General features: G+C 57.0%; 22 protein-coding genes. 13 read left to right on the forward strand and 9 right to left on the reverse strand.

The genetic code is table 11. The features are described 5' to 3' along the window. Positions 1-172: 172 nt before the first annotated feature. The 3 genes from AC5S26_RS10530 to AC5S26_RS10540 all read right to left on the reverse strand — a co-directional run bounded on the left by AC5S26_RS10530 (position 173) and on the right by AC5S26_RS10540 (position 3159). Positions 173-781, reverse strand: coding sequence for a PEP-CTERM sorting domain-containing protein (locus AC5S26_RS10530; protein WP_494184848.1), 609 nt, complete (start codon positions 779-781; stop codon positions 173-175). A 147-nt stretch (positions 782-928) separates the two neighbouring features. Next, positions 929-1690, reverse strand: a complete 762-nt coding sequence (locus AC5S26_RS10535) for a DUF4386 domain-containing protein (protein WP_494184849.1) — start codon at positions 1688-1690, stop codon at positions 929-931. A gap of 437 nt (positions 1691-2127) precedes the next feature. Next, positions 2128-3159, reverse strand: coding sequence for a hypothetical protein (locus AC5S26_RS10540; RefSeq protein WP_494184850.1), 1032 nt, complete (start codon positions 3157-3159; stop codon positions 2128-2130). Between the two features lie 321 nt (positions 3160-3480). Between AC5S26_RS10540 and AC5S26_RS10545 the strand changes: the two genes are divergently transcribed. From AC5S26_RS10545 to AC5S26_RS10555, 3 genes are all read left to right on the forward strand, one after another. Continuing rightward, on the forward strand, positions 3481-3939 hold the full coding sequence (locus tag AC5S26_RS10545; RefSeq protein WP_494184851.1) for a hypothetical protein: 459 nt from the start codon (positions 3481-3483) through the stop codon (positions 3937-3939). 146 nt (positions 3940-4085) lie between these two features. Then, the gene (locus AC5S26_RS10550; RefSeq protein ID WP_494184852.1) at positions 4086-4745 is read left to right on the forward strand and encodes a uracil-DNA glycosylase; all 660 of its coding nucleotides are present in this window, start codon (positions 4086-4088) and stop codon (positions 4743-4745) included. A gap of 453 nt (positions 4746-5198) precedes the next feature. Next, on the forward strand, positions 5199-5597 hold the full coding sequence (locus AC5S26_RS10555; RefSeq protein WP_494184853.1) for a hypothetical protein: 399 nt from the start codon (positions 5199-5201) through the stop codon (positions 5595-5597). Positions 5598-5615: 18 nt separating this feature from the next. Here AC5S26_RS10555 and AC5S26_RS10560 read toward each other — a convergent pair whose 3' ends face one another. Then, positions 5616-6152 (reverse strand): cytochrome P460 family protein, encoded by a 537-nt coding sequence (locus tag AC5S26_RS10560; RefSeq protein WP_494184854.1) that lies wholly within the window; start codon positions 6150-6152, stop codon positions 5616-5618. A gap of 247 nt (positions 6153-6399) precedes the next feature. Between AC5S26_RS10560 and AC5S26_RS10565 the strand changes: the two genes are divergently transcribed. The 5 genes from AC5S26_RS10565 to AC5S26_RS10585 all read left to right on the forward strand — a co-directional run bounded on the left by AC5S26_RS10565 (position 6400) and on the right by AC5S26_RS10585 (position 10405). Next, positions 6400-6798 (forward strand): hypothetical protein, encoded by a 399-nt coding sequence (locus tag AC5S26_RS10565; protein ID WP_494184855.1) that lies wholly within the window; start codon positions 6400-6402, stop codon positions 6796-6798. A gap of 89 nt (positions 6799-6887) precedes the next feature. Next, positions 6888-7268, forward strand: a complete 381-nt coding sequence (locus tag AC5S26_RS10570; RefSeq protein WP_494184856.1) for a group III truncated hemoglobin — start codon at positions 6888-6890, stop codon at positions 7266-7268. 259 nt (positions 7269-7527) lie between these two features. Then, positions 7528-8709, forward strand: coding sequence for a GGDEF domain-containing protein (locus tag AC5S26_RS10575; RefSeq protein ID WP_494184857.1), 1182 nt, complete (start codon positions 7528-7530; stop codon positions 8707-8709). A 56-nt stretch (positions 8710-8765) separates the two neighbouring features. Continuing rightward, the gene (locus tag AC5S26_RS10580; RefSeq protein ID WP_494184858.1) at positions 8766-10181 is read left to right on the forward strand and encodes an alpha-L-fucosidase; all 1416 of its coding nucleotides are present in this window, start codon (positions 8766-8768) and stop codon (positions 10179-10181) included. 80 nt (positions 10182-10261) lie between these two features. Continuing rightward, a complete protein-coding gene (locus tag AC5S26_RS10585) occupies positions 10262-10405 on the forward strand; it encodes a DUF3309 family protein (protein WP_494184859.1) in 144 nt (47 codons plus the stop codon). 60 nt (positions 10406-10465) lie between these two features. Here the strand turns inward: AC5S26_RS10585 and AC5S26_RS10590 are convergent, their stop codons facing one another. After that, complete coding sequence (locus tag AC5S26_RS10590; RefSeq protein WP_494184860.1) at positions 10466-11995, reverse strand: helicase HerA-like C-terminal domain-containing protein; 1530 nt, start codon at positions 11993-11995, stop codon at positions 10466-10468. Between the two features lie 119 nt (positions 11996-12114). Between AC5S26_RS10590 and AC5S26_RS10595 the strand changes: the two genes are divergently transcribed. Continuing rightward, the gene (locus AC5S26_RS10595; RefSeq protein WP_494184861.1) at positions 12115-13686 is read left to right on the forward strand and encodes an alpha-L-fucosidase; all 1572 of its coding nucleotides are present in this window, start codon (positions 12115-12117) and stop codon (positions 13684-13686) included. A gap of 9 nt (positions 13687-13695) precedes the next feature. On the opposite strand, the gene AC5S26_RS10600 is transcribed toward AC5S26_RS10595, so the two are convergent. Continuing rightward, on the reverse strand, positions 13696-14337 hold the full coding sequence (locus AC5S26_RS10600; RefSeq protein ID WP_494184862.1) for a GNAT family N-acetyltransferase: 642 nt from the start codon (positions 14335-14337) through the stop codon (positions 13696-13698). Positions 14338-14365: 28 nt separating this feature from the next. Between AC5S26_RS10600 and AC5S26_RS10605 the strand changes: the two genes are divergently transcribed. Genes AC5S26_RS10605 through AC5S26_RS10615 form a run of 3 tightly spaced genes read left to right on the forward strand, consistent with a single transcriptional unit; the run spans position 14366 to position 17619 of the window. Then, the gene (locus AC5S26_RS10605; protein ID WP_494184863.1) at positions 14366-15280 is read left to right on the forward strand and encodes a dienelactone hydrolase family protein; all 915 of its coding nucleotides are present in this window, start codon (positions 14366-14368) and stop codon (positions 15278-15280) included. A gap of 59 nt (positions 15281-15339) precedes the next feature. Continuing rightward, positions 15340-16017, forward strand: coding sequence for a peroxiredoxin-like family protein (locus AC5S26_RS10610; protein ID WP_494184864.1), 678 nt, complete (start codon positions 15340-15342; stop codon positions 16015-16017). A gap of 60 nt (positions 16018-16077) precedes the next feature. Beyond that, a complete protein-coding gene (locus AC5S26_RS10615; RefSeq protein ID WP_494184865.1) occupies positions 16078-17619 on the forward strand; it encodes a hypothetical protein in 1542 nt (513 codons plus the stop codon). A 38-nt stretch (positions 17620-17657) separates the two neighbouring features. Here the strand turns inward: AC5S26_RS10615 and AC5S26_RS10620 are convergent, their stop codons facing one another. The 3 genes from AC5S26_RS10620 to pgi form a co-directional block, all read right to left on the reverse strand. Continuing rightward, positions 17658-20354, reverse strand: a complete 2697-nt coding sequence (locus tag AC5S26_RS10620; protein WP_494184866.1) for a protease pro-enzyme activation domain-containing protein — start codon at positions 20352-20354, stop codon at positions 17658-17660. 669 nt (positions 20355-21023) lie between these two features. Continuing rightward, positions 21024-21755 (reverse strand): hypothetical protein, encoded by a 732-nt coding sequence (locus AC5S26_RS10625; protein ID WP_494184867.1) that lies wholly within the window; start codon positions 21753-21755, stop codon positions 21024-21026. 319 nt (positions 21756-22074) lie between these two features. Further along, on the reverse strand, positions 22075-23712 hold the full coding sequence (pgi, locus tag AC5S26_RS10630; protein WP_494184868.1) for a glucose-6-phosphate isomerase: 1638 nt from the start codon (positions 23710-23712) through the stop codon (positions 22075-22077). Between the two features lie 205 nt (positions 23713-23917). On the opposite strand from pgi, the gene AC5S26_RS10635 reads away from it, so the two are divergent. Further along, entirely contained in the window at positions 23918-24784 is an 867-nt protein-coding gene (locus AC5S26_RS10635; protein WP_494184869.1) for an IclR family transcriptional regulator domain-containing protein, read from the forward strand. The last annotated feature ends 11 nt before the right edge of the window (positions 24785-24795 follow it).

Raw genomic sequence — 24795 nt, forward strand, 5'->3', positions numbered from 1 at the left:
CGCGGGCGGCAGCCACAAAACGCATGGCCAATGGCTCGTCAACCAGCGTGCAAGACGCCAACAACGTGCTGCGCCAGTACGCCTAGATGTGAAAGGTCTTCAAGACCATGGGCTCAGGCAGTGGCATGAAGGCCCAGCAAATTAGCCGAATCCGGGTGCCCCCTTCAGGTCTTCAGGCAAATCGCCTGCGAGCAACACCAAGCGCACCCACCAGCCCCGTTCCCAACAGAAGAATGCTCGAAGGCTCCGGCACCGGTGATGCCGACGTACCGTTCTGCGTGATCACAAGCGTGTCGCCGGATCCATAGGTGGTGTTCGACCCATTCGCGGGATATTGAAAATCCACAGTCTCGGATTGCGGAAAGATATACGTTCCCGGGGTGAACGTGGGCGCACCATCAACCTTGGTGTAAACCTGGATTCCCCGCTCAGCCAACAACCGATATTGCGAAACTCCATTCACAACACCAGTTCGGTATTCAATAACGAACTCAGCGCCAATGCCAAGGGGTTGAAGCTGTTCGAAAGCCTCGAATGCGAGATCACCGGGAGATAGGTTGTAGGTATGGATTGTGCCATTCACCGTCAAGTTTTCTTTGTAGTCGAACTCGTCACCCGTAGTCGTTAAGCGGTAATCGAATGCCGTCGAATCCATCAACGAAAACTGAATCGTGTCCGATCCATGAGTGAGAGTGAATGTTGTAATCGTCTCCGCCTGACCAGACATGACCGAAACGGCAGAAAATAAAACAAGAGCAAACAGCCAAGAACCTAGGCGCACGAAAATCTCCTCAGTCGATAGAACATCAGCAGTATAGGAAATCGTAGTATGCAAAATCGACGTCGCTATTCGGAAAGTATTTTCCAAAAACAACAACAGGGCGGGTGGCCCATACATCAACCCAACCACCTACATCGGGTGCCCCATTCATGGAGTCTCATCGCATGAGTGGGATCTTTCGAGCGAAAGCTCTAACTCTTCACCCATGGGCAACCTCACTCCTTTTATTGCCAGCCACAGCGCAGCCGCCAATTCCGCAAAGAAGTCCGGCACCACAAATCCCGGATCAAGCACCGCCCTAATGTTGGGGAAAACCATAAAAGCAAAACAACACAGCAGCATCTCCACGCACGCAAACAGGTACAAGCCCGAGATGATCCGCGGTATGTATCCTGACCGAAACAATAACCAGCTATGGACGCCCGCGCCAAGACAGAAAAACATCAGCCCCATCAGCGACACCTGCGTATGCAGGTTGAAAAACATCATCATCGCCGTCCCATCCAGCTGCCCCAGATTCAGCAGCGACACAGAGTGCGAATCCCCTAAAAAATTCAGACTTACGAGACTGGCAGCAACCCCAATGGCCAGCACAAACGCATCTGCGACACGCCAGAAGGAACCAAGCAACGCCAGCGCAGAATTCACCGGCCTGAGCAGCACAAACAGAGCCAGCGCCACGACCACGTCGCAGTTCAACATCACAAACTCGCAGACAAGTCCCACGCGGAACCGTCGCTCGTGCGCCAGCATGTTCCGCGCAGTCGCCATCGCATTGCCACTGACGACAAGATGACCTCCCCGAGCAAACATCCCGATGAAACCACTTACCATCAGCAACAGCAGAGTGACTCCAGCGACCCGCGCTGCAATCCTTTGCGAGGCTTCCGTCGTGCGATCTCTCTGCATGCCTTTGAATTCCCTCCTGCGATACGTACATGGAAAAGGAAAGTTCCAGAGGAGAGTAAAGGGCGGTAGGTCAGGTGGCCCACATCTGCCCGGACTCGCACATGTCGAAGGCATGAGTGGGATCATTCGAGCGAAAGCTCGAACCTAAGATGAACATCAGTATTCAAGACCAAGACAATCCGACGGGACAATAATCCCTTCACAAATCATCGAAAGGACAATTTCGTGCCTTATGATGGAACTCCGGCACGCCTGGGCCAAGGTTGCTGATCAACTTCCAATTCACCAGAACCTTATCTCAGAGGGCACTTCATGCGCCGTTTCAAGGCTGTGCCACTATACCCAGATGCGAAAGGTCTTCACGACCATGGGCTCAGGCGGAGACATGAAGGCCCAGCAAAGAATGATGAGGCGGATGAACGGCAACGGTTCGGGCGTTAACTTGTTTCCAAATCTGAAGCTAATGACTTGTGGCGTTCGAACATCTCTCGTTCATGCTCTAGGCGTTCATACGCAAACATCCAGCGCTGAAGCCCCTCGGCCAGACTATCAAGTAGTCTCGATTGAGCTCTGACTTGTTCAATCACTAAGAATCTTTCAAGTTCACTGTCTCTTGTGATGCGTATGAACGCCTCATTCATAAATGAGGCCAGTTCTTCAACCCGATGCTTGAGCTCTTCTGTAGTCTTCGATGGCAAGAGACGTGATTTTTTGTCCGTAAAGATTTCGCGCTCCGCATGTAGGACCATGGCCAGCTTTTTCTCGGCTTCTCGTAAATGTTTCATAGAAGCTCTTCGACGTTCTTGTAATGTTTTCTCAGGATGAGGGTTCTGCAGCTTAGCAAACCAATGTGCCGATGCTCCAAGAAACTCCTGAGTATGCAGTAGAAGGGTTCGAATCTCGAGCTCATCAGGAGTAAATTCCGAAGCTAGCTCATGACACAAAATATGGCGGGTTTTGAAAACAGCATTGAGAAGCTTCCATGTTTTTTCAGGATCGCTTATGGTAAGTGTTCCCTTTTGTTGAGATGTCAAATCCTGAGCTACCAGTTTCGATATCAGGGATAGCCAGTTTTTCTGGCCCGTTATGTTCGTTACAGCTGCCACAAGATTTTCAAAGCTGCTTAGAGAGATAGGGTGCGTAATGATCTCGCCCAAAGTGATTGAACCCATAACGATCGCTTTTGCAAGAGCACCATCTAGTTTAACGTCTGGGTACGACGCGACTGCATTCGATCTAAATGGATCTCCGTGATCAATAAGTTCAGCGAGTCTAGCCCGAAAATATCCTTCGATCGTCGCGACAACAGCGATGGGATAGTAACGACCCAGCTCCTCACTATGTTTCAAAGGATTATTGAACGTCTGAAGTAAGCTCGAAGCGCGCCAAGAGGCCGCCCTATCTGGCTCTGAACTCCGACTCTTCTTGTCGGTAATCTCTCTAATGGTCTCTGGGGTTATTCGCGCCATATACCCTTAATTTGTAGTAGTTTCTCACAGAATATTTCTATCCAGTGTGAGGCACATTATCTGCGGGTGGCGCATACGGCTATCTAGTCTCAACTCGTGTGCCCCATATCTCGATTCTGAGATGTGGGCATTCGTGCAGCGCGCGCGAACCAATTTCACAAGCTGTCCGATACGAGGCTCGCGCCGAACGGGGGTTGCAGCTTGCGTCACGGTAGGATTCCAGATTGTCCCACTCATTGAAAGTATGCTCTTCGCCCGCTCACGTGCCTAGCGAGCTTGGTAGAATTTCAGCCCTGCATATAAACAGCCTGAGGAGGAATAGTGCCCCCACTGTCGTTGCCGAAAATTCCTTACGAGAATCTCAACTCGAAACAAAAAGAGGCCTATAACTTTCAGAAGGTCTCAGCCATTCTGGCAGATTTTGGCGTGATCACCATTCCATTGAACAACGATTGGAATGGAGCTGATTTCATCGCACAGATGTATGACGGCAAAGATTTCCACAAAGTCCAACTTAAGAGCCGGTTGACTTTCGCTTCGAAATATCGCGGACAGAAACTATACATCTGTTTCAGGGATGGGAATGACGATGATGCCTGCTGGTATATATACGATCATGACGAACTGTTGAACAAGCTACCCGGCACGGACAAAATGCAAGTTTCGAAGACTTGGGAATCGAAGCCATATCATTTTCCGTACCTCTCGGAATCCTTGAAGAAATTGCTTGAACCGTATCGCATTCACCCATCCGACCGTGTCATCCTCAGCGAAGCCTGAACGGCGGACGGGTGGCCCACATCTGACTGTCCAGCTCACGAATCGAGCGCCCGTATCTCAATTCTGAGATGTGGGCATCGCGCAAAGCGCGAACCTGCTCCAGGCTTCCATTGCCCTCCCCCTTCGAAATACATTTGGTATAGATCATGAAGACAACCGATCGAGACCAGGACGATCTCCCTCGCTCCATGCGAGACGAATCAATACGCCAACGTCGACGAGCGATGCTCTATGAACCACACATCGCTCCCCTGACCGACTTTGCAGCCAGACTGCGCGAACGCGGTTCGATCGAGGTCCCCGACTTCGACCCCTTGGATGGCGGCATTCATGCACAAGTGCTTTTCCTGTTCGAAAAACCCGGCCCCATGACGGCCTCCAACAACGGCTCAGGTTTCATCAGCCGCAACAACGACGATCGCAGCGCAGAAGCAACATTCGCCTTCATGCAACGCGCGGGCATTCCTCGCAAACTTACCGTCACATGGAATGTCATCCCTGGGTGGAACGGGACACGTAAGGTGACCGGGAAGGAGCTGCGCGATGGAGTCGACTCTGTGCGGGAACTCATAGCCCTGTTGCCCTCCCTTCGTGCCGCAGTGCTCGTTGGCCTAAACGCAGCGAGGGCCATGCCATATCTTCGCAGCGAAACGGCTCTCACTTTGTTTATCTCCGCACACCCATCACCGCTCGTCAGAGCAAAACACCCCGAAAAATGGAATGCCATATCTTCACAATGGGCAGAAGTTCGGAAGGTCTTGGTCATTCCCGCATCGGATGCCCCATCTTCGCCGCGTAGCGGTTAAGGTGGGATCATTCGAGCAAACCTCGAACCGCCTTGCTAAAGCACACGGCTTCAGCCGTGTGAAAATCAGCCGAGCCAATGGCGCTACCGCTCTGCCGAAGGCTGGAGTGAAGCCCGCAGGGCGAAACGACTGATCTATTCATAACCGCGATCCGGCCCACAACCTCAACCGGAAACCGGCAAATTTACTGTCAAGCCCCGCGCCCTGTATAAAACCCGCACTCAGTTTCCGCATCGAAAACAAATCAAACCACTTCCCCACCGAAAATAAACCTCTAAACGCCGATCAGTTCCACTCCATTTTCTAAAATAGAAAGAGAGAGAACCAAGCCCCGGCACCCGCCGGGGCTTCCGCGTTTAACCGCTCCACCGCATTTGGCAATCCGATTGCGCCCGGAGTCCAGACTTAACTTATCTGCATTGAAGACTTTGCACCAAAACAAGGGGGGTACCCATGTACAACGAAGCCACCGACAACAACGACCAGCCCAACAACGACTTCCAGTGCCACCACATCTTCCCCGACAACGCCCGTTGCGGAAGCCCGCGCATGCGAGACGAGCAGTTCTGCTACTACCACCACGACTCCCGCCGCGCTGTCGTTCGCCCCCAAGACCGCATCCGCCGTCGTAGCACCTTCTCCCTCTTCACCCCCACCGATCACGACGCCATCCAGGAATCCCTCGGCGAGCTCCTCATCCGAATCGCCGCCAACGACATCGACCCGCGCCGCGCCGGACTCCTCCTCTACTGCCTCCAGATCTCCTCCGCCAACCTGCGCACGAAGCAGCGGGCCCAGCAGACTCAAAACCCTGCAGGTGAAGCGCCGGCAGAGTCTCCGCGCAATACTTAAGGCCCGGGCAGGTGCCCTTCAACGCTTCTGGTACGGGTGGAAGATGTAGTCCTTCGCCTTCACGGCCACATGGCACTTGTGCCCGCAGTCTGCGAGGCTGGTGGGATCCGCTGCGAACTTGTTCGATGCAGCGTCGTAGTTGAACACCGCGTATCCCCATCCGCCGCTCTTCGGAAATTTCTTGCTGTCCTTTTCCATCACGAAGGCCTGGCTAAAGATGTCCGGCACCTCCACAACGAAGGGGGCCTCTGTGCTCTTCTTCGGCTTCCACTGGAGCTTCGCGATCTTGGAGCCCTCCGGAAAAGGCTTGCCGTTGCCCGGAATCCCAGACTTGTACGCCTTGATCATGGTCGGATTGGCAACGATCACCTTGAGCACTTCGTCGGTCCGGGCGGAGGAGACCACCGCCCAGTCCTCGTATCCTTTGAAGTCGGAGAACGCGATTCCGCCCGGCGATTTCAACGAGTACTTTTCCTGCGAATAAACGGCCGCTGCGCCAAGAACGGCGAGCACTGCAGTGGCTCTCGCAATCGAGAGCTTGCTTTTGCGCTTCATGGGCTGATCCCTTCTTTACAAGGAGTTCTATTTGGCCGGTGGATGCGGCACAGCTTACCACACATGAGCGGATCATTCGTGCGAAAGCTCGAACCCTAAGATTCGCGCGAACTCAATCGTTACCGGCAGTAAGCTCTCTATCTCCCGTCACCGTCCCGATCTTTCCAATCACATCAGCGCCTCCGGGACTACAATTGCGCACCCCGGGAATCCATCATTCAAATCTGCTGAAAGTGAGGGATCCATCATGCTCGGAGAACAGATTGGCGAAACCAAAGGAAGAAGACTTGTCCAAAGGGTCGTCTCTATCGACCCCCCAACCGCAGAAGTGTCCTTCGAAGACACGGGCCAGATACTCGGCTTCCCCACCACCGGCATGGGAACCTACACCTCGGTCATCCGTCCCGATGGCTCCATCTTCGGCCAGGGACAAGGCCTCAGCATGACCCAGGATGGCGAAGCCATCACCTGGACCGGAACTGGCATAGGCAAGTTCGGCCCCGGTGGCGCAGTCAGCTACCGCGGCATGCTCTTCATACGCACAGCCTCGCAGAAACTAACACGCATCAACAACGCCTGCGGAGCCTTCGAATACGAAGTGACCGCCGACGGCAAAACAACCTCTAAAATCTGGGAGTGGAAGTAGGGTTGAATCTGTGTCCCATTCATGCGGCGTCATCGCATGAATGGGACATTCGCCCGCGGGCGAACTCCGCAGAAGCCTAAACTAGCTCCATGTCCACCCCGATCACCGAAGCCGAGATCAGCACCCTCGTGGATTCCTTCTACGCCAAGGTCCGTCTCGATCCCGATATCGGCCCCATCTTCAATGCCATCGTCGGCGACTGGCCCCATCACCTCGCCACTCTCAAGGACTTCTGGTCCACCGTCCTGCTCACCACTGGCCGCTATAAAGGCGACCCTATGATGCGTCACCTGCAGCTCCCGCTTGACTCGGAGCATTTCGATCGGTGGCTCTCCCTCTTCGCTGAGACCGCAAATGAGATTCTTTCTCCCGACCATGCCACCAACGTTATCGCCAAGTCCCAGCGCCTGGCCCGGAACTTCCAGGCAGGCATCGCCTATCAGGCAACTCAACGCCCAGCAGGTAATTGACCCGGATCGCGATAAGGGGCACTGATCTTTGAACTGAATCGTCTACTTGAATAAAAACACATAAATCCTTATGAAAAAGGCTTTACCAGGCTCATAAAGGGGTGGATTTTTGTCATACGGTTCACGACTGTCATTTTCATCGCACCTCTTAGAGTGCAGAAGATTTCTCTACCGGTAACGAACGAACACGAAATCTGCGCTGGAAAAATTGCCCTATTGACATAAGATAGTCGCCAAAGAAGCATATCGGGGCCGCAGTTTGAACATTCATACTCTGCACGTTGAGCATGCCGTGTTTCTTGCTTTATATACCATCCTCACCATTGCCAATTCATGGCTTTATAAGGGGATGAAGGGAGTCCACTGGTTCTCGCTCTATAGCGGTCTGGTCTTCCTGGGAGCGACCGCCGTAGCGCTTCGAGGCCAGATCCCCATTGCTGTCTCGATCGTTCTCGGAAACGTCTTTGTGGTTGCCGGCTACGCTGCGCTCTTTCTCTCCTTGGCGGATTTTCTGGGACGCAAGACCTCGCAGTTTTATTTTCAGATCGCCCTGTTGCTGCTGGCGATTATCACCATGCTCGAGTACGGCTGGATTCAGCCCGATACGGGCAAGCGGCTTATTGCCTATAGTGTGGTGCTCGGCTGTCAACACGCCCAGGTCGCCCTCTTTCTTTATCGCAATCGTACCCATGCCCTGCGTATTCCCATCGCGTCCATGATCCTGATGATGGTGGGGCTTTGCATCTCCAATCTCGTCCGCATCGTGGGAGTCGCCATGCATGGCGCGCCCCACAACTACCTCAACGCCGGCCCTTTTCTGCAGTGGATCCTCATCGCCAACTCGTGCCTGCAATGGGGAGCCATGGTCTCCTTCGTCTGGATGACAGCCGCCATTCTGCGAGGGAAACTCGAGGTCCAGGCTGCGACCGACCCCCTTACCGGCACGCTGAATCGGCGTGGCATGGAGTTGGCTGCCGAACAGTGCATCCTAGCCAGCAGAAAAGACTCTTCCCTGCTCTCGGCCCTGGTCATCGATCTCGACGATTTCAAGCGCATCAACGACACCTTCGGACATCACTGTGGCGACGCCACGCTCATCGCTGTTGCCTCCTGTCTGCAGCGTGGCATGCGTCCCGGCGACCTTCTGGCCCGTATCGGCGGAGACGAGTTTGCGGTATTGTTGCCGCACACCCCTTACAGCGAAGCGATCACCATTACCGAGAGGCTGCGAGCCTCCATCGCTCAGACTGAAATCGTTTATGGCCTGGTTCAGACCAGCGTAACTGCAAGCTTCGGGCTCGCAGAGCTGTCGCCGCACGCCGGCAACTGGGAGCAACTCTTCATGAGATGCGACAAAGCGCTCTATGAAGACAAGCACTCGGATGAAATCGCATTTCCTCCGACCGATCTCCCAAGCACGAATCTAGGCCTCTTCGCCTGATCCTCGTCGCCCGATGATTGCCTCGGACTGCCGCCAGGAAGCGGTACCATGCATCCATGACCTCACGACTCTTCCGCATCTCCCGAGCCAGCCTTATCCTGGCTCGAGCGAGGCAGGCCAGCCTGATTCTCTTCGCCTCTCTGCTCTCCTCCACTCTCTCCGCCCAGAGCTTCCCCGACATCAAGCCCAACCCCGCCCAGATCGCATGGCAGGATCTCGAGATCGGCGTCATCATCCACTTCTCCACCAACACCTTCCTCAATCGCGAATGGGGAGACGGCACCGCTTCCCCCTCCGTCTTCAATCCCAGCCATGTCGATACGGATCAGTGGATGCAGGCTGCCAGATCCGGAGGTGCGAAGTACGCCGTGCTCGTCGCCAAGCATCATGACGGCTTCGCCCTCTTTCCCAGCACTCATACCGACTACTCGGTGAAATCGAGCCCCTGGCTCAACAGCAAAGGCGACCTCGTCCGCCTCGCCTCCGACTCCGCCCACAAAGCCGGACTTGGCTTTGGCGTCTACCTCTCTCCCTGGGACCGCCACGACTCCCGTTACCCGGATCCCAAGGCCTACGACACGTACTATCTTTCGCAACTCACCGAGCTCGCCAGCCACTACGGCCCCCTGACTGAATTCTGGCTCGACGGCGCGGGCTCCGGCGGACGAACCTATGACTTCGACAAGATCGTCCAGGCGCTGCGTACCTACCAGCCCAATACCCTCGTCTTCGCCGATACGGCTCTCTACAAGAATGCCGATCTACGCTGGGTCGGCTCCGAAGACGGCACCGTTCCCTATGAGAACTGGAACGTCGTCGATCGCACCGGATATCTGCGCTGGCGCCCCATCGAGGCCGACACACCGCTTCGCAAGCTGCATTGGTTCTGGCATCCTGATGACGAAAAGTCATTGCACACGGTGGATGAGCTCCTCGACATCTACAACAAGACCGTGGGCCACGGCGCCCAGTTGATGCTTGGTCTGGCTCCCGATGACACGGGGCGCCTGCCTGCCTCCGATGCTGCCCGGTTGCGTGAGTTCGGCGAGGCCGTCGAGCGCATCTATGGAAGCACCCATAATCTGACCGTGCAGGCCGTCCACACCTCTAACGACCCAACCAACGCCGCCATCGACAATGACCCTGCGACCTTCTGGTCAGCGCCCGAGCGTCACGCCACGCTTGAGGTTCACTTCAGCAAGCCCGTCACCTTCGACCGCGCGGTCACGATGGAATGGCTCAACGAAGGCCAGCGTATCCAGGATTACAGCATCGAGGCGTGGCAAAACGGGTCCTGGAAGCCAGTGGCTCATGCACAGGCGATCGGCCACAAGAAGATCGACCTCTTCCCCGCCGTCACCACCCAACGTGTCCGCCTGAACCTGCTCTCTACCGTGGGATCGGCGGCGATTCGGGAGTTCCAGCTCTATGACGGAAGCCAGTTCCAGCGAAGTTCAGCCAGCACGAAATAATTGCTCCCGCTCTGTTCGCGCGCGCCAAATTCGGCATCGTAACTTCCGTAATGCAAATTCCTATAGGAGAACGACAATAAATGATCCTCCTTCTTATTATTCTGATCCTGGTGTTTGGCTTTGGCGGATATCGCATGGGCCCCGGCCTGGGCTACTACGGCGGCGGAGGACTTAGCCTGATCCTCACGATCGTCCTCCTGCTCCTCCTGCTGAAGGTGATCTAGCCGCAGGACACAGGTTGTGAAGATGGCCCATTTCCCTGCCAGAAGTGGGCCATCCCTTCCTCAACGCCGGCTGGACGATCCGCCAAGGAGCGACCCCAGAACACCGCGCACAATCTGCCGCCCCACCGTGCTTCCCATCGTTCTCGCAGCGCTCTTCACCATTGCCTGAACGACTGTATCGCCGCGTCGCGAACCACCGCCGCCTCTAAGCACGCCGCCTAGCGCCGTTCCCGCCGCCTCAAGCCATCCGCCACCCTGCCCGGCGTTGCCCGCGGGTGTACCAGTAGTTGGAGTGCCTGCTGCTCCAGTGGTCGACGCCTCCACTTTGCCCTTCAGCTTCTCGTAGGCGGACTCGCGGTCGACCGCGGTCTCATACACTCCCGCCACGATCGAGCCTTTGATAATCGCCGCTCGCTGGTCCGGCGTAATCGGCCCGATCTGGCTATGCGGCGGACATACCATCGCTCGTTCCACGATGCCCGGAATCCCCTTCTCATCGAGGAATGAGATCAGTGCCTCCCCCACGCCCATCTGCGTGATGACCTCCTCCACATCCAGCTTCGGGTTTGCGCGAAAGGTCTGCGCTGCCGCCTTCACTGCTTTTTGATCCTTCGGAGAAAACGCACGCAGAGCATGTTGCACTCGATTTCCTAGCTGACCCAGGACCGTATCCGGAACATCGATCGGATTCTGCGTGACGAAGAAGACGCCAATTCCTTTCGAACGAATCAGCCGGACAACCTGTTCGATCCTCGACTGCAACACAGGAGGAAGATCATTGAACAGGAGATGCGCCTCGTCGAAGAAGAAGACCAGCTTCGGCTTCTCGGGATCGCCTACCTCGGGCAGCTTCTCGAACAGCTCGCTCATCAGCCACAGCAGAAACGTCGCGTACAACTGTGGCGACTGCAGCAGCTTGTCCGCCGCAAGAATGTTGACTACGCCTTTGCCGCTGGCATCGGTCTGCAGAAGATCTTCGATATTCAGCGCGGGCTCTCCGAAGAACTGATCGCCTCCCTGCTGTCCCAGCGTCACCAGTCCGCGTTGAATCGCCCCGATGCTGGCCGCCGAAATGTTGCCGTAGTTCGTCTGGTACTCCTTGGCGTGCTCCGACACGTGCTGCAGCATTGCCTGCAGATCTTTCATGTCGAGCAGCATCAAGCCGTTGTCGTCGGCGATCTTGAAGACCAGCGTCAACACACCGGTCTGCGTATCGTTCAGGTTCAGGATTCGGCTCATCAGCAGCGGCCCCATCTCGCTGACCGTGGCTCGGACCGGATGCCCCTCCTTCCCGAAGACATCCCAGAAAACCACCGGCGTACCGACAAAGGTCCACTCTCCCAGCCCCAGGGTCTTGACGCGCTCATCGAACTTCGGCGAGCTCTTGCCCGGCTGGCTGATTCCCGAGAGATCGCCCTTCACATCCGCCGCGAAGACGGGAACGCCGATCGAGCTCAGGGCCTCAGCCATCACCTGCAAAGTCACCGTCTTTCCTGTACCCGTCGCGCCAGCCACCAGTCCATGCCGGTTCGACATCCCGGCCAGCAGATACAACTCCTCGGCGCCCTTGGCGATCTCCATCTGCGTCATCTCATTCCTCCATCGCGTGCGGCTTCAATCACTCTCACGATATCGCATCCTTGCACATCTTCCCGGCCACCGCTAGAGTGGTGCTGTCCGAAACGAACCCTGAAAGAGCCCTTCCGAGAATGAATCTAACGCGACGCCAGACCCTCAAACTCCTCTCCGCAGCCGGCTCCGCCCTTGCCATACGCCCCTCCCTTGCGCTGGGCAAAACGCTTCCCATCGCCCCCGGGCCCTTCAAAGGGACGCGAGACTCTCTCGCTGCCTACAACATCCCGGAGTGGTTCGGCGAGGCCAAGTTCGGAATCTGGTCTCACTGGGGCCCGCAATCCGCCGTCGAGGACGGTGACTGGTACGCACGCAATATGTACATCCAGGGCTCCCCACAGTACGACTACCACGTGAAGACCTACGGCCATCCCTCGAAGGTCGGTTACAAAGATCTCATCCCTCAGTTCAAGGCCGAGCGCTGGGATCCGGATCACCTGATGGACCTCTATGTCAAAGCGGGAGCCAAATACTTCTTCTCCATGGGCGTTCACCACGACAACTTCGACCTGTGGGACTCCAAATACCAACCGCGCTGGAATGCTGTTGCCACAGGGCCGAAGCGGGACATCGTCGGCATGTGGAAGACCGCCGCACGCAAGCGAGGGCTGCGATTCGGTGTCTCCGAGCATCTCTCCAACTCCTACGACTGGCTTGCGCCTGCGCACACCAGCGATTCCACGGGGCCACTTGCCGGCGTTCCCTACGACGGTGTCCTTCACGCCTATGCCGACCTGTACCACAACTACTCCGGCGAGCCCGCGGACTTTGCAAAGACCGCCCAGGCCATGGGCCGTGTCGCTCCCGACCGCTGGAAGCTTCGGTACTTCAATCGGATCAAAGACCTCATTCATCAGCACCAGCCCGACCTGCTCTACACCGACGGCGGCATCCCCTTCGACGAATACGGCCTGTCTCTCGTTGCCGAGCTCTACAACGTCAGCGCGGCCGCGCACGGCGGCAAGGTCGAGGCGGTCTATAACAGCAAGACTGCTAGCGACTGCACCACCGGAACCTGCGCTCTCGATCGCGAACGGGGCGTCCTCGACGATATCGCTGCCCATCCCTGGCAGACCGACACCTGCGTCGGTCAGTGGCATTACAAGCGAGGCGTCAAGTACAAGTCCGCAAAGAAGGTCATCGATCTGCTCGTCGATATTGTCAGCAAGAACGGCAACCTCCTGCTGAACTTCCCGCTGCCGAACTCCGGCGAGCTGGATGCTGACGAACTCGTCACCCTCGCCGGCATCACCTCATGGATGGCCATCAACAGCGAAGGCATCTATGCCACTCGCCCATGGAAGGTTTACGGAGAAGGCCCATCCACCAAAGTTGTCATCGCCAAAAATGGCAAGGAGTTCGATCCCAACGAAGGGAAAAAGCCCGACCTCACCGCCACCGACATCCGCTTCACCGCCAAAGGTTCCACGCTTTACGCCTTTGTGCAGGGCTGGCCCGCGAAAGAAGCCGTCGTCACCTCGCTGGGCACCAGAAGTCCGCATGCAACAAAGATCACCAGCGCCCGCATCCTGGGCGGCAACCAGAACCTGAAGTTCACGCAGCAATCCGACGGCTTGCATGTCACGCTGCCCTCTGTGCAGCCTGCCACCGCCAATATCGGCTTCACCTTGAAACTCACGACTGCCTGACCGGATCCATCAACGCAGAGAATCCTGCTCCTTGACCATCCGTACCACCTGGATCTCTTCGCCATCACCTACCGGAACCATGACCCGCTCTGTCTCCCGGTAGCCCTTCAGCGAGTAGAGCGCCACGCCGGTCAAGGTGCTTCCCATCTCGAAGCGCCGGAACCCTGCTCGCACCGCAGCCACTTCCGCCGCCTCCAGAATCATGCTTCCCAGGCCCAAGCGAGCGAATCGCGGATGCACAAAGATCGCCCGCACCTTCGCCGCATCGACGGCAGGATCCAGCAGCTCCGGTTCGATCTTTCCTACCTGATGGTCCCCGCCGTACAGCGTCTTCCGCCTGCTCCACCCGCCGCAGCCAGCCATCTCCTCCTCTTCAGTAAAAGCGACAAAGTAAGTTCCATCCACGATCAACTGTGTGTCGATCGTAAAGACAGTCTGGAGTGAAGCATCGATCTGCGCTGCTGAATAGTCTTTCGCCTGCAGCCCACGCACTGAAGCATCGATCAGTTCACGAATCCCGGCAACGTCTGCCATCGTCGCCACTCGTAGGTGAAAGCCCGCCATTGGCGAAGTATAAGTCTTCGTATGCCGTAAGGCGCGCGCCTGCACTCTCCCACCCGACAAGACTTTTACATATTCCTGATTGTCCATTCGATTCTTCTCGGCATACACTCCTCCCATGCGCCGTTCTCTGCTCGTGCTGCCCGCCCTCCTTCTGCTGCTTGCCTCTCTCTCAGCATCCGCCCAGGACTGGGCGAAGGCGAAGCTCGAGACCTCGCCTCGCCACCGCGAGTACGTAACCCTCAAGCACGGCGATCGCTCGCTGCAGGCATTTGTCGTCTACCCCGAGGTCAGCGGCAAAGTTCCCGTCGTCGTTTTGATTCACGAGATCTTCGGTCTCTCCGACTGGGTCAAGGAGATGGCCGACGAGCTCGCCGCTGCCGGCTACATCGTCGTCGCCCCCGACCTGCTCTCCGGCTCCGGCCCCAATGGTGGAGGCACCGACTCCTACTCCGGCATGGACGCCATTACCAAGGCGGTCTCCGGCCTCAATCCCGATACCGTCAACGCCGACCTCGACGCGGCAGCCGACTACGGCAAAAAACTTCCAGCCTCTAATGGCATCGTGGCCTCCGCTGGCTTCTGCTGGGGTGGGGGCAAGTCTTTCGCCTTCGCCGCGCATCGCAAGGACCTCGCTGCCGCCTTCGTCTTCTATGGGCCACCGCCGTCCGACTTCTCCACCATCACCGCGCCAGTCTATGGCTTCTATGCAGGCAACGACGCCCGCATCGGCGCCACCCTTCCGGCAACCATCAAAGATATGAAGGCCGCAGGCAAGAAGTTCGAGCCCGTCACTTACGATGGAGCCGGACACGGTTTTATGAGAGCCGGCGAGGACCCAGCCAACAACAACCCAGCCAACAAGGCCGCCCGCGACCAGGCCTTCAGCCGGCTCACCTCTCTGCTGAAGTCTCTGCCCTCTACGCACAGTTCTGTCGCCACGCCCCGGTCGACGATCCGGTCTGCTAAAGCCTCGAAATCGAAGATTCCCGCAACTTCATGCCACTCCGGAGCCGCAACTGCAGCCATGTAAAACACAGCTTCCGCGCAGTCAAATCGGCTCGCCGCTGCGATAATAGGAATGTGGCCGCTTTGCTAAACACCTCCCTCCAGGATCAGCTGGACCGCATCACCCAGAACACCCGTGCGCTCGTCCAGCCTGAGAGGCTTGCGTTCTCCGAGAAGATTGTTGCCGACCTCTTCGCCACTGGGATCGAAGATCGCATCCTCAAGCCCGGCACGCCTGCTCCTTCCTTCACGCTGCCCGACGCTCGCACCCGCAAGTCGGTTCATTCCGCCGATCTCGTCGCGCTCGGCCCGATAGTCATCAAGTTCTTCCGCGGCCGCTGGTGCCCGTACTGTGTCACCGAGCTTGAGAACTGGCGCGATCTTCAGGCCGAGGTACGGAATCTGGGAGGCATCTTCGTCGCTGTTTCTCCGCAAGCACCACGTCAGAATGTCTTCATGCTCGACCAGCACGGCCTGCACTTTCCTCTCCTCAGCGACGCAGGCTGCAACGTTGCCGACCAGTTCGGCCTCGCTTACACACTCTCACCGGAACAGCGGCGTTATTTCCAGTCCATCCTCGTCAATATTCCCTTCAACAACGCAGGCCTCAACTACCACAACGCTACGGATGAAAGCTGGCGGCTTCCTCTGCCCGGAACCTTCGTCATCAACCGCGACAACATCATCACCTTCGCCGAGGCCCACGCCGATTTCCGCGTCCGCCCTGAGCCTGCAGACGTTCTCGCAGCGCTTCGCTCATAAGCAGAACGAATCCCTCAGCGCTTAAAACGCCATCGAGCCCTGCTGATATATTCGTCTTCGATGAACCAAGCTTTCCTTGCACGCCGCCGCTTTCTTCGCAACTCCTCTCTCGCTCTGGCCGCTGTCGCCATCCGCCCAGACACACTTTTTGCGCAGACCCCCACTGCAACGCTCAGGCTGGGCACAGGCGACCTTCCGATCAGCGTCCCAAAAGATTTCATTGGCCTCTCTTACGAGGCCATGCAGCTCGAAGATCCCAGCTTCTTCTCTCCAGCGAACAAGAGCCTGATCGCCCAGTTTCGTGCAATCTCCGCACACGGCGTTCTTCGCCTCGGCGGCAATACCAGCGAGTTCGGCTGGTGGAAGGCTACGCCGCAGAGCCAACCGCCGCAGCGCGCTCGTGGCAAGGCCGACAACGGAGAGCCTCCACCGACCACTATCTTCGCCATCACGCCCTCAGCTATTCATAACCTCGATGGCTTTCTCAAAGCCACCGGCTGGACCTGCATCTACGGCCTCAACCTCGGCTTCGCCGTCGAAGAGGCGGATGTAGCCGAAGCCCGTTTAGTCGCCCAGACCCTTGGCTCGCGCCTCCTCTACTTTCAACTCGGCAATGAAGTCGACATGTTCAACCGTCATCTCCGCGACCCTAAAACCTGGGGCGTAGATCAGTACCTCAAGGAATGGGTTCCCCTCGCATTGGCCGTCCAGAAGGCCGTTCCGGGCGCGAAGTTCGGCATGCCTGACGTCGCCTCCGATGTCTCCTGGCTTCCGAAGATCGCGGACCGCTGGCCCTCGCTGGCGGAAAGACCGAACGTCACCACGCTCTCGCATCATTACTATTGGGGCGGCCCGCCCAGCAGTCCCAACGCCAATATTGAGCGCCTCCTTAAACCCAGCCCAGCCGTCGCCCAGAAGGCTGCTCTCGCGCGCGAGGCCGCCACAAAGATGGGCCTTCCCTTCCGCATGACCGAGGGCAACACCGTCTACCAGGGCGGCAAGCCCGGTCTCAGCGACGTCTACGCCGCCGCACTCTGGGGAGCAGATTACCTGTTCGAGCTCATGTCACTCGGCTACAGCGGAGTCAACCTTCATGGAGGCAGCGGTCACGCCCAGGCCGTCTCCGTCGGCGGCTCCCTTCGCGGCGAGCAGCTGATGAAAGACCCCAACGCTCCTCACCCCAAGCCCTTCTACACACCGATTGCAAACGAAGGCACCCTCGCAGGCAGCGGCGTCGACGGCAAGCTTAACGGCAAATACCTCATCGAGCCCGTAGGCTACGGAATGAAGTTCGCCTCACGCTTTGCCGGAACCACTCTGCTTCCCGTCGACTTCAATCCCGGCAGTGTCAATGCCGTCGCCTATGCTGGCCGACGAGCCGACAGCAAGATCATCGTCGCCATCCTCAACAAGGACGCAACACAGAGCCTCACCGTGACAACCCCTCCCGGTACGATTCTCGAAGTCCTCAGCGGTCCCGCGCTCGATCAGAACGAAACGCACCTCACCCCTGGTGGCAAGGGCATCAAAACCAGCAAAAACGCAGACGGAGAAACGATCGCCATTCCTGCCCACACCGGCGTCATGCTTCAGCTTCGATGAGTCGTCTTTACCCCATTCCTCTGCAACAGCAATGAGCGCTATTTCACTGTGAGTGTAAAGGTCGTAGAGGCCTTAATCGCGGTGTTCACGGAATCGGTGCCTGTCAAAGTTAAGGTGTAGTTCGTCGTGTTATTCGGCGATGTTGGGGGTGTCCCATTGCTATTTCCGGCACTGCTGCTTCCTCCTCCTCCGCAACCATTCAAACCAACTCCGACCACCATCAGAAGAGTGATCACAAATAGGCGCGGTAGGCGAGTCCCTCGCTTCCGTGCCACGAAGGAGCTGAAAAGTAACAGGCCTGCATAAACTTCCATCCTTGGTGCGCTATGCCAGGGTGAAGGGCTTTTTTCCTTATGGGAAGCGCGTAGGCCAGACGGTTCGATAGCCTTGCGTTCAGCAGGCGATGGAGCATTACATATCGAACCAACGCCGATGGTCAGCGTTGCCGTGCTCGTTCCGTTCACAATCGGTGAACCAATCCCATAACAGGCACTTAAACCGCTGGCGTTACCCGATGCGCTCAGCGACCATTGAACTCTACCCGTGTAGCCCCCCGTCGGCGTCAATGTGATCTGTGTGCTTCCCGCATTCCCATTGGCTATTGTCAAATTTCCGGCCGCAAGGCTGAAGCCTCCGACGGCCTTCACTACTCCGACCAGGACGGAGTAGGTTCCAACGGAGGGCGCGTGCGTCGCATCACCAGGATAGGTGACGGTGAGCAGATGGGAGCCTACGGTTGCGGGCGCGACAAAGCTATAGTTTGCCGATGCGCTGGCCTGCAACGCATTGGTTGATGAGAATGCGAGAGACGGTTGCACGATGGTGCCGTCCAAAGATACCGAGACAGTACCCGTAGGCGCGGGCGTGCCGCCGCCTGCATAGAAAGTTCCCACCACAATTTGGACGGGAACGGTCGCCCCCGGCACCGCAGCCGTATCAGACGCAATGATCAGGACATTCGTGCCCGAAAGCTTCATGGCATCATTCGAAGGCCAAGCCGTTACCAGGCGCCCAAAATCGACGCTCCCTAGACCCGTTGCTTCGTCATAGCCCGGCGTAGCCGCATATCCAGACTGGCCGGGACTGGCGCAGGTTCCTGCGCCGGCAACGCACGCAATCGTGCCGCTGGTGATGTCGTGAAACACGGCAGCGTAGGATGTGGGATCCGACGCCAAACCGTAAAGGAACGGGTTGATATTTCCTTGCCCGGTTGCGTGCTGGACCTGATTCAGAATAGCCACCATACCCGCGAAGATGGGAGCCGCAAAGCTGGTTCCGCCGGCAACGGTGTATTGATTGTTGCTGCCTTTAAGTCCGCTGGTGCAGCTTGACGTCTGCCCCTGCGGATGGATTAGGGCAGCATCATCGGAACACACAAGAAACCCGGGACTGCCAATGGACGACTGGAGGGCTATATCAGGCAGGAGACGATAGGCTCCGGATAGTATCCCCGGAGCGCTGCTCTGCCACGTAGGCCGGGGGTAGTAAGTGCTCGCGCCACCGCCCCCTGCCACAATACCGTGTGAGACTGAACCCTCGTTCCAGACCACCTCCGGAACATAGGACAGCAGCGAACTAACTGCATCGACGCTGCTGGCACTCGACCAATAGGCATTCGATCCTGACCCAAAGGTTCCCGCTGCCATCTGAGTTCCACCAACCGCGGTGACATAGGGACTATCAGCTGGATAAGACACCGACAGGGCTTGCTGCTGGGCAAGCGTAACTCCACTTGAAGAACTAAAGGGCGCACAAGCTGTAGATCCGCTGTCACCTGAAGCGGCAATCAAGGTCTGCCCCTGTGCCGCAGCCTCCTCGAATAGTGCATTACCCGCGTCCAGTTGCGTTGCGCTCAGGAACGACTCGCATGTGCCATAGCTGATGCTGATCACCGGAGCAATGTTTTCCGCAATGGCAAACTCTAAGGCATCAAACACATCGTAGTTTCGGTTGGCGCCGACATAAACCAGAAAGATGCTGGCATTTTGTGCGATGCCCGAGGCGTATTCGAGATCGATCTCCGACTCCCCCTCATCCCCCGGCGATATGGCCTGTACACCGGAACCTGGAACCAGAACCGCGCTAATGGTATTGACTTGCGTGAGATTTCCCTGAAATTGCACGACCTTCGAGGAAATCGAAGTATCTACGAAAGACTGTCCGACGATAGCTAGTCTTTGACCTGCTCCCAAAGTTCCGCTCTGGTACAGCGCGGAAAGGTTATACATCGTAAAGATATCTTTAGGGGCCAGATAGTGCGCCTGCGTTGAAAGGGCCGTGAAATTGGGATGCACTGGACCATAGCTCGGCTTCGGTCGAAAATTCGAAAGGTGAAGCACAGCCGTCGTTACCGAGGCGAGCTCCGTGGGCAAGCTCAAATCTGCCTCTGGAGCAAAGTGCAGCTCGCCATCGGTCTGGTAATAGTGCAATCCCGTACCGAAAGCAGCTTGGACCTGCGCAGCGTCGCCGGAGAAGGTAATGCGATCGCGGCCTCGGCCTTCGTTCTCTATATGGAATCCGCGCGATCGTAACCAGGTTTCAGCCGTGGCAATGTCCTTGTCGGCCATGCCAAAGCGGGCGGCAAAATCATCCGGAGTCAGCCAATGATGATAGAGCTGGGAGGCGGTGTTTTGCTGCGCCGTCAGCAGTTCCTGTAGCGCGTTCTCCTGTGCAGCGGAGCGCTTGAAGACCAGCGTGATACCGGGAACGGCCATCTCGGCTGGAACGGCGCCCAAATCTTCTCCGCGCTCCGCCTGTGGAGCACGAGATCCCACAAGTGCAGTGCGGGCTGTCTCTGTAATCCTTTCGGTGATTCGCGGCGTGGGCCTTTGGGCTAAAGCAGGCAGAGAGTACAACAGGACCATCAAAAAATACGGCAGAACAACTCGACAACTCCGGTTCATGCGGAACGATTACTCTTTCTCGAGAGAGATGAATCAGGTAGATGATTTGGGGTCTCGAGAAAAGACCTTATCACAGGCGGCTGAACATATCGGGGGGAATGGTAAGAGATCGTCCTCTTTTCCCATATTGGGAACTCAAAGGTCCATCTACAAGCAGCACCCTTCGCTGGATCTTCGGGCTCTCCGCGGAAGTTAGAAATTCTCGCGCTTCTGCCATTGACGAACAACGTGGGTAAGTGCCTCCCAGGATTTGATCTGAAAGCCGTAAATCTCCCGCTTCACCCTCCATGGTTTGAGCTTCATTCCAGCACAATGGCAATCGATAGGAAATGGACACTACGCCTGGTGCAAGCTTCCTAAGGCAGGAGACCTTGCACCAGCCGAACCTTCATCCTTATTTGCTCTTCCGATACCGCTTTATCAGGTTGGTCGTCGCAACTCCGTTAACGGAAAAATGGCAAAGTGTCAGCGACTGGATGACGACGACACCCGGTTTAGTTGCTATTCACAAGCCGCACCGCCAGGTATCTGCTCGGTCCTCTTTGCAATCACTGCGCTGGGAGGAAACCAAAACTCTACGCCTCCGCCGTTCTGAGCAAAAGCAGGAGCGACAACGCCCATGTAGGCCCGCACTCCAGTTCGTACTGCGTCAGCGTAAGCGATGCATGCCGGCGAATCGGGCAACGCCAGTTTTCTTTGAATGGCGTCTGCATCGAGCAACCGCCCTCCTTCGCTGACAGTATCGAGCGTAGTCCACCAGCTCCCGTTGAGCGCCGAAATGGATTTTGTAGAGACGCGTACCAATCCAGTTGGACCGGTGAATGAACCGCTGAATTTGTCGGTCGTAACGAACGCAACCACCTCAGTGCCAGGCACGAACGCGGGATAGAGAAGGCCATCCATCTCTGCATTGACCCGACGAGCGGACCTGAGTTCTATATTGATCTCGCCGCTCGCCAGCAGCCGATCATACAGAGGACAAACGGGTGAATTGTAATCAGTCGATCCCTTGGTTTGAATCTCCGGATCTGCAAGGCATCCAGGAATCGCTGGCCAGGCCCAGGCGTTCCGCGATCCTGAAGCCTGTACTGGCGTTGCGTTCGTTTGAGCATAGACGAGTCCGCCTGCCCAATGGATCCCGGATACAGGAAAGCCAAAGAGTAGTACAGACGCCATAACAATTTTGAATGGTCTGTTGAGAGAACGGAGAAGACGAGCATACGTGATAGGCATTAAAGCTCCTTATATACAACTCAGCTTTGGAAGCTTGGATTTAAACTGCGAGGACAGTTCGAGGCGATGCTAAAGGTGGAGCGTCAACACGTCAATGGGTTTTTGCGAATCGCAAATGTGCCCAACCATCTGACAACAAAATCCATGGAACGGCTCAAATTCGAATGTGGTGTCACATTCACATGGACCTGATCGATGCAGGATGAGTACCGCAAAACGCTCTTGCAATACCAAAAATAGAAATCGAGAGGAGATGGAACACTACGCCCAGCGCAAGGTCCCTAAATCAGAGACCTTGCACCCGGCGAATCTTCATCCTCTACTTGTTATTCCGATACCGCTCGATCAGGCTGGTCGTCGAGCTGTCATGCTCCAGCTTCGGCGCATCCTTGCTCTCCAGCTCTCCAAGGATCTTCGTAGCCAGCACCTTGCCCAGCTCAACGCCCCACTGGTCGAACGAATCGATGTTCCAGATCACGCCCTGCGTAAACACCGAATGCTCATAGAGAGCCACCAGCTTGCCCAGCAGCGCCGGCGTCAGCTGGTCAGCAAGAATCGTATTCGAAGGACGATTGCCTTCGAATACACGATGCGGAACCAGCCAGTCCGGCGTTCCCTCGGCCTTTACCTGGTCGGCAGTCTTGCCAAAGGCCAGAGCCTCGGCTTGCGCAAACACATTCGCCATCAGCATGTCGTGATGCCGGCCCAGCGGATTCAGCGTCTTGTAAAAGCCGATGAAGTCGCACGGAATCAGACGAGTCCCCTGGTGGATCAGCTGATAGAACGAATGCTGCCCATTCGTTCCCGGCTCGCCCCAGTAGATCGGTCCGGTCTCGTAATTCACCTTCGTCCCATCCAGCGTCACATGCTTTCCATTCGACTCCATCGTCAGCTGCTGCAGGTACGCCGGAAAGCGCTTCAGATACTGTTCATACGGCAGAATCGCCACCGTCTGTGCATCGAAGAACTCCGTGTACCAAACCGTCAGCAATCCCAGCAGAACAGGAAGGTTCTTCTCCAGTGGTGCCGTGCGGAAGTGCACATCCATCGCATGAAATCCCGCAAGCATATCGCGGAAGTTCTCAGGCCCGATCGCAATCATCGTCGAAAGTCCGATCGCCGAGTCCATCGAGTAGCGTCCGCCCACCCAGTCCCAGAATCCGAACATGTTCTCCGTATCGATGCCGAACTTTGCGACCTCCTTCGCATTGGTCGAGATCGCCACAAAGTGCTTGGCCACCGCCTTCTCATCGCCCAGTTTCTTCAGCGACCAGTCTCGAGCCGTGTGCGCATTCGTCATCGTCTCCAGCGTCGTGAAAGTCTTCGATGCGACCAGAAACAGCGTCTCCTCCGCATCCAGATCCTGCACTGCCTCCGCGAAGTCCGTTCCGTCCACGTTAGACACGAACCGGAAGACCATATCGCGTTGCGAGTAGTGCTTCAGCGCCTCATACGCCATCACAGGGCCAAGATCCGATCCGCCGATGCCAATGTTCACAACATTCTTGATCCGCTTGCCCGTGTGCCCTTTCCATTCGCCGCTGCGAACGCGATCGGCAAACTGCGACATCTTATCCAGAACCTTGTGCACTTCAGGAACTACATCTTCGCCGTCAACCTTGATCGACTCCGTCTTCGGCGCCCGCAGCGCCACATGCAGCACAGCGCGGTCTTCGGTAATGTTGATCTTCTCGCCGGTAAACATCGCCTCGGTACGCTCACGCAGACCCGCCTCTTCCGCGAGTTGCACCAACAGCTTCAGCGTCTCATCGGTCACGCGATTCTTTGAGTAGTCGAGAAAGATTCCCTCCGCCGCGGCCGTCAAACGCTCGCCACGAGAGGCATCTTCCGCAAAAAGCTCGCGCAGATGCGTTCCGCGAATCTGCTTCGAATGAGCTTCAAGGGCCTTCCAGGCCGGTCTATCAACAAGAGCTGTGGACTTCGTTGCTGTCTGCATGCGTTCTGTATCTCCTCTGCGTTCTAGATCGTTGTGTCTTAAGGTGTGATGTCTGGCCCAATCGAAAAGGAACATTTCCGGCTGTATCTTCTCACAGCATTCATGACCCGCGCAGCGCCGGGACTTGCAGCGAAGGGGAGTGTGCGTTTATCGTAAGAATAGACCGGCTATCGCCCTGACGCGGTCACGGTCTGAAGGGGATCCCATGAGCCTTACGCCACGCCGTCCGCTTTCACCTGAACCTCCTCCTCCTCTCCCTCCCGTTCCGCCTCCTGTTCAAAAACAAACGCCGGCATCCTCTCTCGATGTCTTTACTGGAGATCCCAATTTCATGACCTCGCTTGCGCGAGGTCTTATCGTTATCCAGGCCTTTACCCAGCAAAATCCTCAGATGACGATCTCGCAGCTCAGCGTGCGCACCGGACTCTCCCGCGCCGCGGTCCGTCGCTGTCTCTACACCCTCACCAAGCTCGGCTTCGCTGGTGCCGAAGACGGATCGCGCTACTCCCTGCGTCCGCGCATGCTCACGCTCTCGCACACTTACACCGCGTCCAGCACGCTTTCCTCGGCAGCCCAGCCCATCCTTGAGCGCATGTCTGCCGCGCTGCGCGAGTCCTTCTCGGTAGCCACTCTTGATGGCGATGACATCGTCTACGTCGCCCGTACGACTGTCAACCGCGTCATGGCCGTCGATCTCCACATCGGCAGCCGCCTTCCTGCCTACTGCACCAGCATGGGACGCATCCTGCTCGCCTATCTCTCCCCTGAGCAGATCGAGGCCTACCTTTCCCGTGTCTCCCTCGTCCCCCATACCACCCGCACCGTCACCTCGGTCGAAAAGCTGCGCATGCTCCTGCGCAACATTCGCCGAAACGGCTATGCCCTCTGCGATCAGGAGTATGAAGTTGGTCTTCGCTCCCTGGCTGTGCCTGTCCTCGCGCCCAACGGACGCGCCGTAGCCACCATCAACCTCAGCGGCAGCGCACCACGCATCTCCGCGCTCGAGATGCAGACCCGCTTCCTTCCGCACCTCCGCAACGCAGCCGCAGAACTGGCAGTCTTCCTGCGCTAAACTCCCTGGAT

This window comes from Edaphobacter sp. FHG110511_03 (assembly GCF_059115365.1).

What these genes read in the sequence shown, in the direction of transcription:
- AC5S26_RS10625 (WP_494184867.1), bottom strand. Translation starts at nt 21,755, where the DNA reads ATGCCTATCACGTATGCTCGTCTTCTCCGTTCTCTCAACAGACCATTC.
- AC5S26_RS10535 (WP_494184849.1), bottom strand. Translation starts at nt 1,690, where the DNA reads ATGCAGAGAGATCGCACGACGGAAGCCTCGCAAAGGATTGCAGCGCGG.
- AC5S26_RS10580 (WP_494184858.1), top strand. Translation starts at nt 8,766, where the DNA reads ATGACCTCACGACTCTTCCGCATCTCCCGAGCCAGCCTTATCCTGGCT.
- pgi (WP_494184868.1), bottom strand. Translation starts at nt 23,712, where the DNA reads ATGCAGACAGCAACGAAGTCCACAGCTCTTGTTGATAGACCGGCCTGG.
- AC5S26_RS10605 (WP_494184863.1), top strand. Translation starts at nt 14,366, where the DNA reads ATGCGCCGTTCTCTGCTCGTGCTGCCCGCCCTCCTTCTGCTGCTTGCC.
- AC5S26_RS10555 (WP_494184853.1), top strand. Translation starts at nt 5,199, where the DNA reads ATGTACAACGAAGCCACCGACAACAACGACCAGCCCAACAACGACTTC.
- AC5S26_RS10595 (WP_494184861.1), top strand. Translation starts at nt 12,115, where the DNA reads ATGAATCTAACGCGACGCCAGACCCTCAAACTCCTCTCCGCAGCCGGC.
- AC5S26_RS10615 (WP_494184865.1), top strand. Translation starts at nt 16,078, where the DNA reads ATGAACCAAGCTTTCCTTGCACGCCGCCGCTTTCTTCGCAACTCCTCT.
- AC5S26_RS10590 (WP_494184860.1), bottom strand. Translation starts at nt 11,995, where the DNA reads ATGACGCAGATGGAGATCGCCAAGGGCGCCGAGGAGTTGTATCTGCTG.
- AC5S26_RS10570 (WP_494184856.1), top strand. Translation starts at nt 6,888, where the DNA reads ATGTCCACCCCGATCACCGAAGCCGAGATCAGCACCCTCGTGGATTCC.
- AC5S26_RS10565 (WP_494184855.1), top strand. Translation starts at nt 6,400, where the DNA reads ATGCTCGGAGAACAGATTGGCGAAACCAAAGGAAGAAGACTTGTCCAA.
- AC5S26_RS10540 (WP_494184850.1), bottom strand. Translation starts at nt 3,159, where the DNA reads ATGGCGCGAATAACCCCAGAGACCATTAGAGAGATTACCGACAAGAAG.
- AC5S26_RS10635 (WP_494184869.1), top strand. Translation starts at nt 23,918, where the DNA reads ATGAGCCTTACGCCACGCCGTCCGCTTTCACCTGAACCTCCTCCTCCT.
- AC5S26_RS10550 (WP_494184852.1), top strand. Translation starts at nt 4,086, where the DNA reads ATGAAGACAACCGATCGAGACCAGGACGATCTCCCTCGCTCCATGCGA.
- AC5S26_RS10585 (WP_494184859.1), top strand. Translation starts at nt 10,262, where the DNA reads ATGATCCTCCTTCTTATTATTCTGATCCTGGTGTTTGGCTTTGGCGGA.
- AC5S26_RS10560 (WP_494184854.1), bottom strand. Translation starts at nt 6,152, where the DNA reads ATGAAGCGCAAAAGCAAGCTCTCGATTGCGAGAGCCACTGCAGTGCTC.
- AC5S26_RS10600 (WP_494184862.1), bottom strand. Translation starts at nt 14,337, where the DNA reads ATGGACAATCAGGAATATGTAAAAGTCTTGTCGGGTGGGAGAGTGCAG.